Origin of the sequence: Citrifermentans bremense, from assembly GCF_014218275.1 — a bacterium.
In the GTDB taxonomy this organism is placed as follows: Bacteria; Desulfobacterota; Desulfuromonadia; order Geobacterales; family Geobacteraceae; genus Geomonas; species Geomonas pelophila.
In genome coordinates this window covers 708,109-725,294 of the sequence record NZ_AP023213.1, presented here as the reverse complement: position 1 = coordinate 725,294, position 17,186 = coordinate 708,109, and the positions used below count along the sequence as shown (strand labels likewise).

Below are 17,186 nucleotides of genomic sequence, written 5' to 3'. Positions count from 1 at the left end.
GGTTCAACGTATCGACAGGGGAAAAAATAACTTTAATTCTCCTTACCGCGGCGAACTAGGCCAGGAGCGGCTCCCGCAAGGGGGGTATGATGCCTGCCGCCTCGGCGCGGCCTAAAAGCAGCCGTACCGCCGCCTCTCCTTCTTCGCCCAGCCCGCGGGAAAAGTCGTTCACGTAGAGGCCGATATGGGCGTCACAGACCTCGTCGCTCATCTCCTGGGAATGGGCCCGGATGTAGGGGCGCGCGAGACCAGGGTTCTTGAAGGCGAGGTCCACGCTCTCAGCGATCGCACGCTCCAACGCCAGGAGGGTCTCCCGCCCCAGGTCGCGGCGGGCCGCGATGCCGCCGAGCGGGATCGGGTGCCCGGTTTCCTCTTCCCACCACTGCCCGAGGTCCAGGATTTTCTCCAGCCCATAGCCCTGGTAGGTGAAGCGCGACTCGTGAATTATGACCCCGGCGGCGACCGAGCCGTCGGCCACCGCAGCCATGATCCTGTCGAAGGGGAGGTAGACGAATTCGGAGAGGGACGGGTTGAAAAGCCTCAGCAGCAAGGCCGCAGTGGTGTAACGCCCGGGGAGGGCGATCTTCTTCCCTGCAATGCTCCCCGGGTCGAGCTTCTCGCGCGCCACGAGCAGCGGCCCACAGCCGCGCCCCAGCGCCCCGCCGCTTCTCAGGAGCAGGTAGTCATCCAGGATGTGTCCCAGCAGATGATAGGAGACCTTCGACACATCGAGGGTGGCGGAGAGCGCCATGCGGTTCAGGGTTTCCACGTCCTCCAAACGCTCTCTGAATGCGTAGCCGCAGCTCACCCTTCCATGCACCAGCGCGTCGAAGATGAAGGTATCGTTGGGACAGGGAGAGAATCCCAGCGACAGTATCGGAGAGGAAGTTCTCTCAATCTGCTCGGGGTCAACGTTGTTCATTCTGGCTTTGCTCCATGTATTCTCTGTCACGGGCCGGGATCACCGGTTGTTGCGGAACTTTTTAATATACTTATTCTATGACTGGAGTGCAAGAGAAGGTTGCAATTTTCTGAGGCGGTTGGCTTTGACCCATGCTGTCGCCACGCTTTTCACAGCGCCGCCGGCCGGATGAGACGCCGAAAGTGCGTCACCTAGAGCTTGGGATGCTCAAGATAGGATACAAGGAAACTCTGCGCCCGGGAGACCGCCAGCTTCAGGTCCCAGCGCGCGAGGTCCCGGTCCTCGACCAGGTTGCTGATGCCGCGCACCTCGAGCAGCGGCACCGCGTACTGTAGCGCCACCTGCGCCACGGATCCCCCCTCCATGTTCTCGCAAACGCCCTGGAAGCGACGCAAAAGCTCCTCCCCCTGCTCGGTGCTGCCGCTGCAGGTGGAGACGGTCAGGAAAGGGCCGCTGACCGCAGCAAAGCCAAGCTCCAGGGCCCGTTCCCCCGCCCTCCGTGCCAGGTCCGGGTCCAGCGGGAAGGTGTTGAAGAACCTCCTCCCGCCTTCCTGGAACACGGGAATACCGATCAGCTCCAGGCTGTGCCACCCGTTTGGCGTCTGCACCCCTTCGTCCGCGAAACTTTCGCTCTGAGCTACGGCCAGGTCCCCGATGCCCAGGCCGCAGCCGGGAAAGGCACCGCCGCAACCGGTGTTGATCAGCATTTTGGCACCGAAGCGCTCCAACAACAGCGTGGTCGCGCACGCCGCGTTCACTTTCCCGATGCCGGTTGCGGCGATGACGAGGTCGCGGTCGCAATACCGGGCGCGGTAGACCTGCAGGTGCCCGACATGGGGGACGGCGACGGCGGAGGTGCCGGCGATAAGCTCGGAGAGTTCCAGCATAGTCGATGCGGTTACGATGATTGGCTTCATGCGCTTTCTCCAAAGGGTGCTCGATGGGGCACGCGCAGTTTAGCACAGCAGGGAAGCGGACGGCAACCTCCCGGGCCGGCTACGTCAAAGATCTGTCGCGCGTCAAAAACGAGGGCGGCATCGTGAGTCAATTCCGATGGTTAATTTTTACCAACCCAAACGGTTCCCTTTAAAAAACGCGCAATAGGCGGTGACGCTTTCAGGCTGAAGCCGCTCCAGGCGCAGCGGCACGGCTCTTGCTGACACTGCAGGCGCACCAATGAGAAAGGCCAACCCGTGAAGATTAATTAAGGGTTTTTCGAACCTGGCCGGAAGGGTGCGGGAAGGCGCCGCGGCAGCCGGCGCGAAGCGTCCGCAAGGCGGTATGGCGCCCCGTTTTTTGTTGCATAACTCAAGGCCATCTAATATATTCGCTTAGTTTTAACTACTCAGCAGACAAAGGGTCTTTCATGCCGCGCTGGATTCTCCCCCTCAACATATCGCTTGGCCTTGCGCTCATCGCGGTCTCGGCACTGATAGCTGCGGACCTGCTCAGCTTCAAGATCTCCGGGCTTTATCCCAGGACGGCCCAGAAGCAGGCGCAGGCGACGGCCGAAGCCCCCGCGGACGGCCAGGACCTGCTCGCTTTCGCACCGATATTGGAGCGCGGGCTCTTCGGCAAGGCAACCCAGGGAAAGCTCAGCGCCATCCTGCAGCCGGCTGCGGCTCCGGGGCAGGCTGCGCCCCTCGCCCCGTCGGTCGGCGACCTCACCCTGCTGGGTACGGCGGTCGGCTCGTTCCGGGAAAGCTTTGCCCTGGTGCAGAAGGGGACCACTCGCGAGGAGCGGGTGTTCCGGCTGGGGGAGACGGTGTTCTCGGCGGGGCCGCTCGTCTCGGTGAAAAAGGACGTGGTCGAGATCCTGATCGACGGCAAGAGGGTCAAAATTCTTACCCCTACAGCGGCGGCCGCAGCGGCGGCGCAGCCGGCCGCGCCCGTCTCCTCCCCACCTCAGGGCGGACTCGCGGCGGCGACCGGTTCCGGCAACTACGTGGTGGACCAGCGCGCCCTGAACGCCGCGCTGGACAACATAGGGCAGGCCATGACCGACGCGCGCCTTCTGCCCAGCATGAAGGACGGCAAAGTCGAGGGGTTCCGCGCCTCCGAGGTGAAGCCACAGGGGATCTTCGGGACCATCGGCATCAGAAACGGCGACGTGCTGTTGAGGATGAACGACTTCCCCATCGATTCCCCGGAGAAGGCGATCCAGTCCTTCGCCTCGCTCAAGGGGCAGAGCAGGATCAAGCTGGACCTGATCCGCGACGGGCAGCCGACCACCTTTAATTACGACATCAGATGAAAAAGGGCCGGGCCTGCTTTTCCCGGTGCTCGAAGTAATGGATTGATTACCTAGCCTTGCAGGGGGGTTTTTCTTGAAAAGAAGATGTGCGCTCATCACAGCCATGCTCATGTTCCTGCTCGCCGCACCGACCTTGGTCTTCGCCAAGGGTGTGGTACTGAACTTCACCGACGTGGATATCGCCACCATGGTGAAATTCGTCAGCGACCTGACCGGGAAGAACTTCATCATGGACGACCGGGTGAAGGGGAAGATCTCGGTGTTCTCCCCGGCGAAGCTCTCCAACGAGGAAGCTTACAACGTCTTCACATCGGTCCTCGAACTCAAGGGGTTCACCGTGGTTCCGGCGGGAAAGGTGCTGAAGATCGTTCCCACGGCCAGCGCCAGGCAGTCGGGGATGAAGGTCCTCTCCGAGGGTGAACGGGGGGTGGTGAACGACAGCTACCAGGCCCGCGTGATCCAGCTGGAGCACGTGGCACCCCAGGACGCCGTCGCCTTCCTGCAGCCGCTGGTCTCCAAGGACGGACAGATCTCCGCCTTCGGCGCGGCGAACATGATCCTGGTCGTTGACTCCGCGTTCAACATCCAGAAGATACTGGGCATCCTCAAGCACATCGACACGGACCAGGTGCGCGAGGGGGCCGAGTTGGTCTTTCTCAAGAACGCCGCCGCCGAAAGCGTGGCGACGCTGGTCAAGGACTGGCTGAGCGGCAAGTCCTCCAGAGTGACAACCCCGGGTGCTGCGCCCGCCTCCGCGTCCTCGACTGTAGTGGCCGACAACAGGCTGAACGCCCTGATCATCTTCGGCAGCGACAAGGACAAGGCCGACGTGAAGAAACTGATCGCGATGGTCGACGTGGTCCCGCCCACCACCAGCAGCAAGGTCAACGTCTACTACCTGGAAAACGCCGAGGCCGCCGAGGTCGCCAAGGTGCTGGAGGGGCTCATCAAGGGGGCCCCGGCCACCCCGACGCCCGTAGCGGGCGCTGCCGCCACGGCGCCGCAGCAGGCCGTCTTCGAGGGTGGAAAGATCACCATCACCCCGGACAAGTCGACCAACTCCCTGGTCATCATGGCCTCCCCCACCGATTACCAGAACCTCTTACAGGTGATCCAGAAGCTGGACCGCCGCAGCCGCCAGGTCTTCGTGCAGGCGATGATCGCCGAGGTCTCGGCCAACAAGGCGAAGGAACTCGGCCTGCAATGGGGGGTAGTGGCGGGAGCCTCCAACGGCACGCTCTCTACCGTAGGGACCTTCGACCCCTTCGGCGCCGTCGCCGGCCTGAGCGGCGCCCTGAAAATCGCAACCGACCTAGGAATTACGCCCGACCCCGGCGTCGCCCTGTTCCCCGCGACGCTCAAGGCGCTGGCCAGCAACGGTGCGCTGAACGTCCTGTCCACCCCGAACATCATGACAAGCGACAACAAGGAAGCGGAGATATTCGTGGGCGAGAACGTCCCCTTCCTCTCCGGCACCAGCCTGGTCGCCGGTGGCCTGTCGCAGCAGTCGATCGAGAGAAAAGACACCGGTATCATCCTGAAGATCAAGCCCCAGATCAGCGAGGGCGAGTACATAAAGCTCGACATCTACCAGGAAATCTCGGCGGTGAAGGACTTCGGCACGGCCACCGCCCCGAACCTCGGGAGCACCAAACGCTCGGCGAAAACCTCCGTCGTGGTGAAGAACACGGACACGGTGATCATCGGCGGGCTGATCCAGGACACCGACCAGGTGACCGAGAGCAAGATCCCGCTTCTGGGCGACATCCCGCTCCTGGGCTGGCTTTTCAAGACCAAGAAGACGACGCACGACAAGACGAACCTCCTCATCATGCTCACCCCGCGCATCATCAAGGACGCGCGCGACATGGCCGAGGTTTCGGTCAACCAGAGAAACAGCTTCAGCGAAGCGGTGAAGAACACAGGCCCGATCGACTTGGAACAGGCTCTCAAAGACAAGCCGAAGTCGGTGACCGAGGACAAGCCCTAATACCGGCGCGGAGCTGACCCTCTCGCCGCAACGCAGCATCTACCTTCAAGCGAACAGGCCCGACATGGCAGAAAGCTTAGACATAGAAGAGATAGCGACACGGCTCGGCCTCCCCTACCAGGCCGAGATCGACGACTCCAAGGTGGACGGGGCCCTGGTGAACCGGGTCCCGCTCAACTTCGCCCGCAACAACCTGCTGCTGCCCTTGCACGAGGAGAACGGCGCCATCGTCGCCGCCAGCGCCGACCCGACGAACCTGCTGGCACTGGACGAGATGGCGGGGCTTTTCTCGCAGCCGGTCTCCGTGGTCGCGGTCCCGCGCCCGGCCCTCCTCGACGCGGTGAACCGCCTCTACTCACGGCTCTCCGGCTCCGCCCAGGAGGTGGTCGAGGAACTCGAAGGTGAGGAGCTCTCGACCCTCGCCACCAGCTTCAACGAGCCGCGCGACCTGATGGAGTTGACCGACGAGGCGCCGGTGATCAGGCTTTTGAACTCGATCCTGTTCCAGGCGGTGAAGGAGCGCGCAAGCGATATCCACATCGAGCCTTTCGAGCGCGAGCTCGAGGTCCGCTTCCGGATCGACGGCCTGCTCTACAAGATGCTCTCCCCCCCGAAGGTGATCCAGGAGGCGCTCACCTCCCGCGTGAAGATCATGTCCGGGCTCAACATCGCCGAAAAGAGGCTGCCGCAGGACGGGCGCATCAGGGTCAAGGTGGCCGGGCGCGACGTCGACATCCGCGTCTCGCTCATCCCAACCTTCTTCGGGGAACGGGTGGTATTGAGGCTTTTGGACAAGCAGCGCGGCGTGCTCTCCTTGAAGGAGATCGGCCTTTCCGAAGGCAACGACAAGCTGATGGACCGGCTCCTGTCGAGGACCAGCGGCATCATCCTGGTCACCGGGCCTACCGGCAGCGGCAAGACCACCACGCTCTACGCGGCGCTCTCCCAGATCAACTCGCCGGAGAAGAACATCATCACTGTCGAGGACCCGATCGAGTACCAGTTGAAGGGTGTGGGGCAGATCCAGGTGAACCCGAAGATCGACCTCACCTTCGCGGCGGGGCTCCGTTCCATACTGAGGCAGGACCCGGACATCGTGATGATCGGGGAGATCCGCGACGCAGAGACCGCCGAAATCGCCATGCAGGCGTCCCTCACCGGCCACCTGGTCCTCTCGACGCTGCACACAAACGACGCCGCCACCGCGGTGACCCGCCTGATCGACATGGGGATCGAGCCGTTCATGGTCGCCTCTTCGCTGTCGGCCGTGCTCGCCCAAAGGCTCGTCCGCGTCATCTGCCCGCACTGCAAGGAGTCCTACGTCCCGGACAGAAGCTACCCCGGGGTCCAGCTCCCGCCGCTTTTGTACCGCGGCCGCGGCTGCGAGAAGTGCTTCAATCTGGGGACTATCGGGCGGGTCGGCATCTACGAGCTGCTTCCCATCGACGCCGAGCTCTGCTCCATGATCATCCGTCAGGCCTCCTCCGGCGCCATCAAGGAGTACGCGGTCTCCAAGGGGATGCGCACCCTGCGCGAGGACGGGCTTGCCAAGGCGGCCGAGGGGATCACCACCATCGAGGAGGTCCTGAGGGTGACCCAGGACGATTATGCCGACCTTTCGCTATAGCGCGTTCAACCAGAAGGGGGCCGAGGTCTCCGGCACCGTGGATGCTGCCAGCGAAACCGAAGCGCGGCTGCAGTTGAAACAGAAGGGGCTCTACGCCAAGGAGATCGCTCCCGCCGTCGAAGGGGGCAAGCGAAAACTCTTCAGCGCCGGCGTGAGCGTCCCCGACCTTTCGCTTGCGACCCGCAGGCTCGCCACGCTCCTCGGGAGCTCCGTCCCGGTCTACGAGGCGGTGGCGACCCTTTGGGAACAGGAAGCGCCGGGCGAATTGAAGAAGGTACTCGGCCGGGTGCGGGACCGCCTCGCCGAGGGACAGGGGCTGGCACAGGCGATGGCCGCCGAACCCTCAGTCTTCTCCGAGAGCTACATCGGGATGGTTGCGGCCGGCGAGGCGAGCGGCGCCCTGGAAGTGGTGCTGGAGCGGCTGGCCGAGTTCCAGGAGGACCAGGCCGAGGTGAGAAGCCGGGTCATCACCGCGCTCATCTACCCCGCCATCATGGTGGTCGTGGGAACCGGGGTCATGCTGGTGCTTTTGGGCTTCGTGGTCCCCAAGATCGCCGCCGTCTTCGAGACCAACAAGGCTACCCTTCCCATGGTTACCATCATCCTCATCAAGGCGAGCGCCGTGGTAAGGAAGGGGTGGTGGGTCCTTTTGGCCGCAGGGATCGCGCTCTACGCGGGGTACAAGCGGCTGGTCAAGAACGAGGAGCTGGTTAGAAAGCGCGACCGCCTGCTTTTGAAGCTCCCCGTGGCTGGGCAGCTTTGGCAGCGCCTGGTCTTGTCGCGATTTGCCAAGGTGCTTGGGCTGTTGCTGCAAAGCGGCGTCCCGATCATCAAGGCGATGGACATAACCGGCGAGGCGGTGGTGAACCGGGAGTACAAGGCGTTTCTGGTCGAGGCCAGGGAGAGCCTGATGCAAGGGGGAAGCCTCTCCGCGTCGCTCAAGGCGAGCCCGCTCTTTCCGCCGCTTTTGACCCACATGACGGCCGTGGGCGAGAAGAGCGGCGAGCTGGACGGGATGCTGATCAAGGCAGGCGACGCCTTCCAGAAGGAGTTCAACGCCACGGTCACGAGGTCCATGGCGATGCTGGAGCCGCTCCTTATCCTGGGAATGGGTCTCACCATCGGCTTCATGGTCATAGCGGTGCTCCTCCCCATCATGCAGTTGAACGAGCTGGTGAAATAACGGCAAGGCACAGGCTTTCTGTCGGAACTTGCATACGAGGCAAGTATTCCCTCTTTCATCCGACATGAATCCCCTCCCCTTTTCTCAAAGTGGGGAGAGTGCAACTGCTGATCAATAATGTCATTTGCGAATACAGGAGGTTTAGCAATGTTCAAAACTCTTAAAGACAGCCGCGGCTTCACCCTCATCGAACTGATGGTGGTCATCGTTATCCTGAGCATCCTTGCCGTCATGGTCGGACCGAAGATCATCGGCCGCAGCGACGACGCGAAGATCGCCGACGCCAAGGTGCAAATCCGCAACATCGAGACGGCGCTCAAGCTGTACAAGCTCGACAGCGGCAGCTACCCCAGCACGGAACAGGGGCTGCAGGCGCTGGTGGCGAAGCCCACCACCGGGAAGATCCCCAACAACTACAAAGCGGAAGGGTACCTGGAGAACAAGAATGTTCCCAAGGATCCCTGGGGCAGCGACTACGTCTATCTCTCCCCCGGCGAGCACGGCGACTACGACCTCTCCTCCTTCGGCGCCGACGGCGCGCGCGGCGGCGAAGGGAACAACGCCGACATCCAGAGCTGGAACATGAAGTAGGGAGCAGGGTTGCGGGAGAGGAAGGTTAACGGGGGCAGCGAAACTTTGGCGGGTAAGGGTACGGGTAAAATTCTAAGCCGCTGCAGTGCCGGGTTCACGCTCCTGGAGCTCATGGTGGTGATCTTCATCATCTCTCTCGCAGCGGGACTCGTCTTTCCGCGCCTGCCCGACACCGAGGCAACCAAGCTGAAAAACTCGGCGCGCAACCTCGGCAGCGGGATCAGGTTCCTGAACGACCAGGCCATCATCACCAAGAAGGTCTACCGCCTGCACTTGGACCTCAACGACAACAGCACCCGCATCACCCGGGTTTCCCCCTCCGGGGAGGAGTTGCAGCCGGATGACCAGTTCATGAACCGGCGGTTGGTCGAAGAGGGGATCGACATCGAGGACGTGAACGTCCCGTCGCTGGGCCTTCTGACAGAGGGCGAAGCGACTGTCACCTTCGGCCCCGGCGGAATCGCCGACGGCATGACCATTCACCTGAAGGGTGGGGAGAAGCAGTACACCGTCATCGCCTACCCTTCCGGCGGTAAGGTGAAGGTGCTCGAAGGGTACCAGGAGGTTGGCGCATGAGAGGATTTACTCTCCTGGAGGTGATGATCGCGCTCGCCATCACGGCCGGGGTGCTCCTCACCGTGATCTCCTCGCTGAACCACCACCTGTCCCAGGTGGGTAACGACGCCGAAGAAACGACCGCCGTCCTTTTGGGGCGCGCAAAGCTCGAGGATCCCGAGTTCGCCAAGGTCGCCGAAGACAAGGGGGACTTCGCGCCGAACCACCCGGGGCACAAGTGGGTGCGCGAGATCACCAAGACCGAGCTCCCGGGACTGAACCAGATCCGCCTCACGGTGACCTGGGACGACGACGCCAAGAGGCTTACGCTTGTGCAATACGCACCGCAAAATGCGCAATAACAGGGGTTTCACCCTCATAGAGCTCCTGATCGCGCTGGCGCTCCTGGTTATCCTCGCCGGCGCCCTCTACGGCACCTACTTTTCGGTCGTTGCCGCGCGGGAGAAGGGGGGACAGCGGATCGAGCAGCGCCGGGAACTCTCCACCACGCTCGGGAAGCTGCACGACGAGCTCTCCTCCTGCTTCTTCAACAAAAACAACGAGAGGCTGCATTTCGTGGTCGAGGACCGGGACAGCTTCGGAAAGCCCGCTTCGCTTTTGCAGTTCACCGCCATCGCCCCTCCCCGCGTCGATCCTGCCCCCGCTTCGGGCATCGTGGTGCTGCGCTACTCGGTTCTGGAAAAGGGTGAAGATCAGGCGCTTTCGCTGCAGCGCGAGGCGCGTGACCCCTATCTGGACGTAAAGGTGAAGTCCGCCCCCTACCCCGTGGTGGACGAGATCGAGGGGTTCCTGGTCGAGTGCTGGGACGGCAACAAGTGGGTGAAGAGCTGGGACACCGCGCTGAATGGCTTCCTTCCCAAACAGGTGAGGGCCACCATCACGCTCAAGGGAGGCGAGGAGCTCAGCACCATCGCCTCGCAGAGGCTCACGCGATGAGGGGGGAAAAAGGGTTCGCCCTGGTGATAACCCTGATCGTCACTACCCTGCTCGTGGCGCTCCTGGTGGAGTTCGTGAACGAAGTCTACGTCGACACCTCACACAGCCACAACTTCGTCGCCTCGCAGCAGGCGGGGATACTGGCGGAATCGGGGGTGGCGGGCGGGATCAAGCTGCTGCAGGTCTCCAGCGCCATGAGGCTCGGCGCAGCGTACAGCTCCCTTCTTGAGCCCTGGGCAAAACCGCAGTCCTTCGAGACCGACAACGGTACGGTGACCATCACCATCGAGGAGGAGAGCGGGAAGCTGAACCTGAATTCAGCTACCACAACCAACGGCACCTCGAACGAGCAGACGCTGATGCTGGTGCGCCTGCTGACCAGGTTGAAGCTCCCTACCGACCTCGGCGAATCCCTTATGGACTGGGTGGACGAGAACGACACTCCACTTCCCGGCGGTGCCGAAAGCAGCTACTACGGTAACCTCAAGCTCCCTTACGCCGCGAAGAACAGGCCTTTGGAGACGGTGGATGAATTGGCGTTAGTAAAGGGGTATACGCCGGAAGTGTTGATGAAGCTCAGAGCTTTGGTGACCACCTACGGCGCCAGCACCAACGGGGAGCATGAGGCAGGAACGAAGATCAACGTCAATACAGCGAATCGGGATTTGCTCGCAGCCATTGATGACAAGATGACCGATGACCTCGTGGACAGGATAATCGACTACCGCAAAACCCATCCCATCAAGGATGGGGATCTCAACAAGATCCCCGGCGTAGATTCGATAGCCGCGTTCATCTCCCTGAAGGTCTGCTACATGGGGAACGTGTACCGGATCCGCTCCGAGGGAAAAGTTGGAGAAAGCGTAGCCGTGGCCGAGGCCGTCGTCCGCACCGGCGGGACGACGCCAGAAGTTCTTTATTGGAGAGAGTATTGATGGATATGCTGATCGTGCAGCTTAAAAGGACCGAGCTGGTCCTCGCCTCCTTCAAGCCCCGCAAGGGGGGGGTGAACTTCCTCTCCGCGGAGCGCCACCCCCTGCAGGGCGAGGAAGGGGAGCTTTCCCGCATCCTGAAGACGAGCCTGATCGCCGAAGGGGAGCACCGGGTGATCCTGGCCGTTCCCCCCTCCCAGCTCTTCATGCGGGAACTGGAGCTCCCGATTACGGACCGCTCCAAGGTGCGAGACCTCCTCCCCCTTGAGTTGAAGGGCGAGACCGCTCTGGACACCGACGACCTGGTCTTCGACGCGCTGCCGCTTCCCGAGGGAAAGGTGCTCGCCATCTGGGGGCACGCGGGCGAGCTCTCCGGGATGATCGAGACCCTGAAGGATGCCGGGCTGGAGCCGGAGATGGTGACCGCATCGCTTTTCCACTGGAACCGGCTCGCGCCAGCCCACGGTACGGTGGCGGTGAGCGACGGCGAGGCCCTCTCAGCATACAAGGACGGCGGCGCCATCTTCTTCCGGGCCCTTCCGCCTAACTCCGGCGATGCCGAGATCTCCAGGACCGTCGCTGCGGTGGAACTCGCCCGCACCGTCAAAGTGGAAAAGATCATCACCCACGCGGCAGACACGCAAGGAGGGGGAGGACTCTCAGCTGCCCCCGGGCTCTTCGAGGCTTTTGCCGACAACAGCCATGCGGCTCATGACCTGGCCGGCGCCTATGCCGTCGCCGCCGCGGCGGCGGACGGTTCCGCCATCAACCTGCGCCGCGGCCCGCTTGCCTACACGGCTGGAAGCGAAAAGCTGTACCAGCGCCTGCGTGTGACCATGATGCTCGCGGCGGCCCTGGTGCTCCTCATCATCGCCGAGAGCGGGGTGCGCTACTACCTGGTGAAAAAGGACCTGGCCTCCCTGGACCGCTCCATCGCCGCGATCTACAAGGAGGTCTTCCCCACCAGGAAGAAGGCGGTCGACGAGGTGTCCGAGATCCGCTCCGAGATCAAGAGGCTGGAAGGGGCCAAGACCTCCAGCAACGTGCTGCAGCTTTTCAAGGACCTTGCCCAGGCCAAGAACGATGACGTCGGGGGTATCTACGAGGCCGAAGTTACCGGGACCGAGGTGCGCCTCAAGGGGGACGCCAAGAGCTTCCAGGCCGCCAACGATTTCAAGAGCCGTGCGGCCGCCCTGCTGGATAAGGCCGAGGTGAGCGAAACCAAGTCGCGCCCGGACGGCAGCGTCTCCTTCACGCTGAGCGGTACCATGAAGGAGGTGACCCGATGAGCCGGGAAGAGATCATCAATGCTCTGCAGGGGCTGGATTCCCGCAGCAGGCAACGCCTGGGTATAGCCGTCGCCGTGGTGCTGGCGGTGATCGTCGCCGTTTCCGCCATGAACGGCAAGATCAAGGCGCTGGAGAGAAAGCGCGCGGCCCGCGAGGCCGACATCGCCGAGATGATGCAGTTGAAGCTACGTTACCAGAGCGCCAGCGCCGGCGCCGAGCGCCTGGCCAACCGGCTCCTCGCCACCAAGCCCGATGACTCCCCGGCCAAGATCGTGGAGGAAATCGGCATCAAGGGGCGCAGCAGCCAGATCAAGCCGGTGAAGGGGGAGGAGATCCCCGGCTACGTCGAGGACGCCGCCGAAGTTCGCATGGAGGGGCTTAGCGCCAACGAGGCGGTGAACCTGATCCACCGCCTGGAGAAGGGGGCGCGCCCGGTGACGGTCAAGAAGGCCCTGATCAAGCAGCGCTTCGACGACCCGGCAAAGCTCGACCTGGCGCTAACCATCGCGCTCATCAAACCTGCGCCGGCGGGGACGAAATGAAAAGACGCACCCTTTATCTCGCCTGCGGCATCCCTGTGGCGATCGCATGCTTTCTCTTTCTGACCATCCTCTTCGTACCGAGCCGCTCGGTCGAGGGGCTCCTCACCCGGATCTGCGCGAATGCCGGGTACACCCTGCGCTGCACCGGCTTCGGCAAGAGCCTTCCAGTGGGGTTCTCGGCCCGGACCCTGGAGCTCGGCTCGGAGAAGGGGGCGCTGCTGCAGCTGCGCGACGCCAAGGTGCGTCTTGAACTGCTCCCGCTTTTGACCGGCAAGGTCGCAGTCGCCTGCAGCGGGGGGATCGGCGCGGGAGAGGTGAAGGGGGAAGTCACTCTCGGCAAAAAACCAGGCTGGGACCTCAACTGCCGGGGCGTGCGCCTGGAGGAGATCCCCTTCTTCAAGAATGTGGCCGAGGCCAACGTCAAGGGAGAGATGCGTCTCACCGGGAAGCTCACGCCCGGCAAAGGGGGGGGCCACGGGGAGATGCAGCTGGAGGTGAAAGGCGCCGAGGTCGCGGGGGTCAAGGTGGGTACCATGCCGCTTCCCGACGCGGCCTACCGCGAGGTGCGCGGCGCGCTCAGCATCGACAAGGGGCGCGCTACCCTCAAAAGCTTCACCCTGAACGGCGACGGCATCTACGTGCGCATCTCGGGGGACACCCAACTCGGCAAGCCCGTTGGGGCTTCGCCGCTCAACCTAACCATGGAGATGATGCCCAAGCCCTCCTTCCTGGAGCGCCAGAAGTTCGTTTTCCTGCTCCTCACCAAGTACCAGAGTTCCCCCGGCGCCTTCCGCATCCCGATCCGCGGCACGCTGGCACACCCCACCATCTGAATCGGGAGGTGTTAATTCCCGCTGCGGATGCTATCAGGACAGTGCGCGGATTGTATTTTCCGGTCCGGAATATACTGCCCATCGTCACCCGTAACAAGCGCTGAACTAGCACCCGGAAGAAACCTCTTCGCCTATGTCATCCAGCTTGTCAGAAGCTGAAGAACGTTCCCGGCAACCGGCTATTCCTGTCCGCTCTGATTTTCCCTCCGGCTATTCCTGTTCCTTCCCCGAAATCGGCGCCAAGAAGCACGATCTACGGCTCCTTTTACTCCCTAATATCTTGACAACTCCCCTTGAGACGTTATATAAATCCATGCTTATAATTAACTCTGTTTTAAACCTAAGGAGGGGGCAATGAGAGTAGCAAAGATTTTGAATCTAATATCGGCCTTAGCGCTGTTCGCGTTTGTGGGAACGGCAGCTGCAGCCGATACTGCACCTGCTGCTGCAACACTGACCAATGCAGACTGTGCGAAATGCCATGACGCGGCACCCAAGGCCATCGCCCAGGCAGGCGGCAAGCACAAGACCGAAGTGACCTGCCAGGACTGTCACGTAGGCCACCCGCCCAAGGTCAAGAAGCCGATCCCGCAGTGCAGCCAGTGCCATGAAGGCAAGCCGCACTACAAGCTCCAGGGCTGCCTCGGCTGCCACTCCAACCCCCATACTCCGAAGAACATAAAGTTCGGCAACAACGTCACCGATCCGTGCCTCACCTGCCATACCAACCAGATCGAGCAGCTGCGCCAGTTCAAGAGCAAGCACACCGCTCTTAACTGCTCCTTCTGCCACAACGTCCACGGCAGGATCCCGGACTGCACCCAGTGCCACAAGTCGCACTCCGCCGACATCGTGCAGAAAGACTGCAAGGTCTGCCACCAGGCCCACAAGCCGACCGACGTGACCTACAAGTCCGACACCCCGTCGAAGATGTGCGCCGCCTGCCACAAGAAGGCGTTCACCCTGCTGGCTGCAAGCCCGGCGAAGCACAGCAAGCTCGCATGCGTCTACTGCCACCAGAACAAGCACAAGACCGTGCCGCAGTGCACCCAGTGCCACGTCAAACCGCACCCGGCCGCCATCATGGCTAAGTTCCCGAAATGCGGCGAGTGCCACAGCATCGCTCACGACCTGAACCGCTGGAGCGAGCCGGCAGCAGCACCGGCTGCCGCCAAGCCCGCGGCCAAACCGGCCAAACCGGCCAAGAAGTAACGACTCCTGCAGCAACCGGGGAGGCCGCGCTTGCGGCCTCCCCGACCTTTTTTGCCCCCTTCCATTGAGCCTTACCACGCCGACAACCAGTTCCAACAGTACCAGGAGGATTGCATGCTCTTACTACAGATAACCTCGGCAGTGACAGCGGTGACACTCGTGGTGCTGGCAATGTGCCTGATACCTGTCCTTGCTGAAATGAAAAAGGCCGCTGTCTCACTGCAAGAGGCCACTGACTCGCTGCAAAAGGAGCTGAAGCCGCTCATCAACGATCTGCGCGAGACGGTCGCTGACATTCAGGTCGTCACGAGCTCAGCCGCAGCCAACGCCGACGGCGTCAACATGCTTTTGAGCGAGCTGGGCCACGCCGGACACAACATAAGGATGATCAACAAAGTACTAGGCATCGCAACAGACGTTGCCCGTAACTCCACTGTCTGGCTTACGGGCGCGAAGGTTGCGGGGAAATTTATTGCTGATAGAATTGTCAGATCAAAAATCAGGGGGTGACTTCATGTCCAAAGATAAAGATATCGGAACCGGTACCATGCTTCTCTCCTTCGTTGCCGGCGCCGCCGTAGGGATCGGGGCGGCTTTGCTGCTTGCCCCCAAGACCGGCGAGGAAATGCGCGGCAAGATCAAGGAGTTGGCCGACGACGCGGTCGACAAGATCAAGGAATACGCCAACGAGGCGCAGGACAAGATCAGGGCCAGCTATGAAGACGGCAAGGACCTGGTCCTCGAGAAGAAAAGCATCATCACCTCCGCCATAGAGGCAGGCAAAGAGGCGATGGAGCGGGAGAAGGAAAAACAAAAAGCGGAGCTCTAACAAAGACCGCCCCTTTGAAAGCCCACTTCGGTGGGCTTTTTTCTTGGCGGCTCGTCAATTCCCGGGCGGCCCCGCCCCCCGGCCAAGGTAATCGGTGCTTCAGGCTATGACAGAATCCAGCTCAAAAAGGCCCTTCTCCACCGGGCGCATCTGGGAATACGATCCCTCAGCCGTCGGCGGCTTCAAGGGGAAGATGGTCCGGCTGCTGCAGTTTTTAAGCTTCACCTTTTCCAACTTCATGGCCAACAACTCGCTTCTGCGGGCCACCGCCCTCTCCTTCACCACGGTTTTGTCGCTGGTGCCGCTTCTGGCCCTTGCCTTCTCGGTCCTGAAGGGGCTCGGGGCCCAGAACCGGCTCGCCCCCCTGATCCTGAAACAGGTGACTGCCGGTTCGGAGGAGGTGGTGAACCGGGTGGTCTCCTACATCGGCAACACCAACATGGGCTCGGTCGGCGCCATCGGCCTCGCCGCGCTTCTCTTCACCGCCATCAGCATGCTGGGAAGCGTCGAGGAGGCTTTTAACGTCGCCTGGGGAGTCCAGGAGACCCGTTCCCTGTACCGCAAGTTCAGCGACTACCTGAGCGTCCTGATCAGCGCGCCGCTGCTTTTGCTCGCTGCCACCAGCATCACCACCACCCTGCAGAGCAAGTGGCTCATCGGGTGGCTGATGGAGCGGACCTACCTGGGCGATCTCTTCCTTTTCATGCTAGGCCTCACCCCGTACCTGAGCGTGTGGGTGGCCATCTTCCTGCTCTACACCTTCATACCCAACACACGGGTCCGCTACACCTCGGCCCTGATCGGGGCGGTCTTTGCCGGGACACTCTGGCAGTTCGCCCAGTGGGCCTACATCCACTTCCAGGTGGGTGCCGGCAACTACAACGCCATCTACGGTACGCTGGCGGCGCTCCCCATCCTGATGGTCTGGATCTACGTCAGCTGGATCATCGTCCTTTTTGGGATGGAGGTGGTGGCGGCGCACCAGAACCGGGCCTATTTCCGCCGGGACATCCGGGGGAGGAGCATCAGCCCCACCCTGCAGGAACTGGTGGCCCTGGCCGCGCTCAGACACATCGGGGAGGCTTTCTACCAGGGAGCCCCGGGGTGGGGAGAGCAGCACCTGGCCGCCAGACTGAACATGCCGCTGCGCATCGTGCGCGACACCCTGGAGCACCTGCGCGAGGAAGGCTTTCTCGTCTGCGCCGGCGAGGGGGAGTGCTACTACCCGGCGCGGGACCTGAACCGGGTCACCATCTCCGAGGTGCTCCTTTCACTTAGAAACCGAGGAGCCTACTCTTCCATCGAGGGAGAAGACGAGGCCGAAGAGATCGTGCAGACGGTCGACGCGGCGCTGACAAGCGCCCTGGAGGGGCGCACGCTGATGGATCTTGCGGTTCCAGAAAAGAGCCCGGCCGGCGTTGACAAAGAGGGAGCAGTTGACATATAGTGGCCCGATTAAACTTCAGTTGC

Annotated in this window: 18 protein-coding genes; 16 read left to right on the top strand and 2 right to left on the bottom strand. The window is 62.2% G+C overall.

The features are described from left to right. Positions 1-55: 55 nt before the first annotated feature. Together GEOBRER4_RS03080 and mqnB are read right to left on the bottom strand one after the other, a co-directional pair. Positions 56-922 (bottom strand): 1,4-dihydroxy-6-naphthoate synthase, encoded by an 867-nt coding sequence (locus tag GEOBRER4_RS03080; RefSeq protein WP_185244187.1) that lies wholly within the window; start codon positions 920-922, stop codon positions 56-58. Positions 923-1,113: 191 nt separating this feature from the next. Continuing rightward, the gene (gene mqnB, locus GEOBRER4_RS03075; protein WP_185244186.1) at positions 1,114-1,839 is read right to left on the bottom strand and encodes a futalosine hydrolase; all 726 of its coding nucleotides are present in this window, start codon (positions 1,837-1,839) and stop codon (positions 1,114-1,116) included. A 449-nt stretch (positions 1,840-2,288) separates the two neighbouring features. On the opposite strand from mqnB, the gene gspC reads away from it, so the two are divergent. From gspC to GEOBRER4_RS02995, 16 genes are all read left to right on the top strand, one after another. After that, positions 2,289-3,176 carry a type II secretion system protein GspC gene (gspC, locus tag GEOBRER4_RS03070; RefSeq protein WP_185244185.1) on the top strand — a complete coding sequence of 296 codons (888 nt, stop codon included), beginning with the start codon at positions 2,289-2,291 and terminating at the stop codon, positions 3,174-3,176. A gap of 73 nt (positions 3,177-3,249) precedes the next feature. Further along, complete coding sequence (gspD, locus tag GEOBRER4_RS03065; RefSeq protein WP_185244184.1) at positions 3,250-5,166, top strand: type II secretion system secretin GspD; 1,917 nt, start codon at positions 3,250-3,252, stop codon at positions 5,164-5,166. A 64-nt stretch (positions 5,167-5,230) separates the two neighbouring features. Next, entirely contained in the window at positions 5,231-6,793 is a 1,563-nt protein-coding gene (gspE, locus tag GEOBRER4_RS03060; RefSeq protein ID WP_185244183.1) for a type II secretion system ATPase GspE, read from the top strand. Continuing rightward, positions 6,774-7,976: a type II secretion system inner membrane protein GspF gene (gspF, locus tag GEOBRER4_RS03055; RefSeq protein WP_185244182.1), complete on the top strand. Its 1,203-nt coding sequence runs from the start codon at positions 6,774-6,776 to the stop codon at positions 7,974-7,976. Before gspE ends, gspF begins: the two co-directional genes overlap by 20 nt. 147 nt (positions 7,977-8,123) lie before the next feature. Then, complete coding sequence (gene gspG, locus GEOBRER4_RS03050) at positions 8,124-8,567, top strand: type II secretion system major pseudopilin GspG (RefSeq protein ID WP_085813928.1); 444 nt, start codon at positions 8,124-8,126, stop codon at positions 8,565-8,567. A gap of 45 nt (positions 8,568-8,612) precedes the next feature. Beyond that, positions 8,613-9,143 carry a prepilin-type N-terminal cleavage/methylation domain-containing protein gene (locus tag GEOBRER4_RS03045; protein WP_185244181.1) on the top strand — a complete coding sequence of 177 codons (531 nt, stop codon included), beginning with the start codon at positions 8,613-8,615 and terminating at the stop codon, positions 9,141-9,143. Next, the gene (locus GEOBRER4_RS03040) at positions 9,140-9,484 is read left to right on the top strand and encodes a type IV pilus modification PilV family protein (RefSeq protein WP_185244180.1); all 345 of its coding nucleotides are present in this window, start codon (positions 9,140-9,142) and stop codon (positions 9,482-9,484) included. Before GEOBRER4_RS03045 ends, GEOBRER4_RS03040 begins: the two co-directional genes overlap by 4 nt. Beyond that, positions 9,474-10,079, top strand: coding sequence for a type II secretion system protein GspJ (locus GEOBRER4_RS03035; protein ID WP_085813930.1), 606 nt, complete (start codon positions 9,474-9,476; stop codon positions 10,077-10,079). The genes GEOBRER4_RS03040 and GEOBRER4_RS03035 overlap by 11 nt, the downstream gene beginning before the upstream one ends. Beyond that, complete coding sequence (gspK, locus tag GEOBRER4_RS03030) at positions 10,076-11,014, top strand: type II secretion system minor pseudopilin GspK (RefSeq protein ID WP_185244179.1); 939 nt, start codon at positions 10,076-10,078, stop codon at positions 11,012-11,014. Before GEOBRER4_RS03035 ends, gspK begins: the two co-directional genes overlap by 4 nt. Continuing rightward, positions 11,014-12,300, top strand: a complete 1,287-nt coding sequence (gspL, locus tag GEOBRER4_RS03025) for a type II secretion system protein GspL (RefSeq protein ID WP_185244178.1) — start codon at positions 11,014-11,016, stop codon at positions 12,298-12,300. Before gspK ends, gspL begins: the two co-directional genes overlap by 1 nt. Beyond that, positions 12,297-12,842, top strand: a complete 546-nt coding sequence (locus tag GEOBRER4_RS03020) for a general secretion pathway protein GspM (RefSeq protein ID WP_185244177.1) — start codon at positions 12,297-12,299, stop codon at positions 12,840-12,842. The genes gspL and GEOBRER4_RS03020 overlap by 4 nt, the downstream gene beginning before the upstream one ends. Further along, positions 12,839-13,675, top strand: a complete 837-nt coding sequence (gspN, locus tag GEOBRER4_RS03015; protein WP_185244176.1) for a type II secretion system protein GspN — start codon at positions 12,839-12,841, stop codon at positions 13,673-13,675. The genes GEOBRER4_RS03020 and gspN overlap by 4 nt, the downstream gene beginning before the upstream one ends. 354 nt (positions 13,676-14,029) lie before the next feature. After that, positions 14,030-14,887, top strand: a complete 858-nt coding sequence (locus GEOBRER4_RS03010; protein ID WP_185244175.1) for a cytochrome C — start codon at positions 14,030-14,032, stop codon at positions 14,885-14,887. A gap of 114 nt (positions 14,888-15,001) precedes the next feature. Beyond that, positions 15,002-15,397, top strand: coding sequence for a DUF948 domain-containing protein (locus GEOBRER4_RS03005; protein WP_185244174.1), 396 nt, complete (start codon positions 15,002-15,004; stop codon positions 15,395-15,397). A gap of 4 nt (positions 15,398-15,401) precedes the next feature. Next, positions 15,402-15,716 carry a YtxH domain-containing protein gene (locus tag GEOBRER4_RS03000; RefSeq protein WP_185244173.1) on the top strand — a complete coding sequence of 105 codons (315 nt, stop codon included), beginning with the start codon at positions 15,402-15,404 and terminating at the stop codon, positions 15,714-15,716. A 106-nt stretch (positions 15,717-15,822) separates the two neighbouring features. Continuing rightward, positions 15,823-17,163: a YihY/virulence factor BrkB family protein gene (locus tag GEOBRER4_RS02995; RefSeq protein WP_185244172.1), complete on the top strand. Its 1,341-nt coding sequence runs from the start codon at positions 15,823-15,825 to the stop codon at positions 17,161-17,163. The last annotated feature ends 23 nt before the right edge of the window (positions 17,164-17,186 follow it).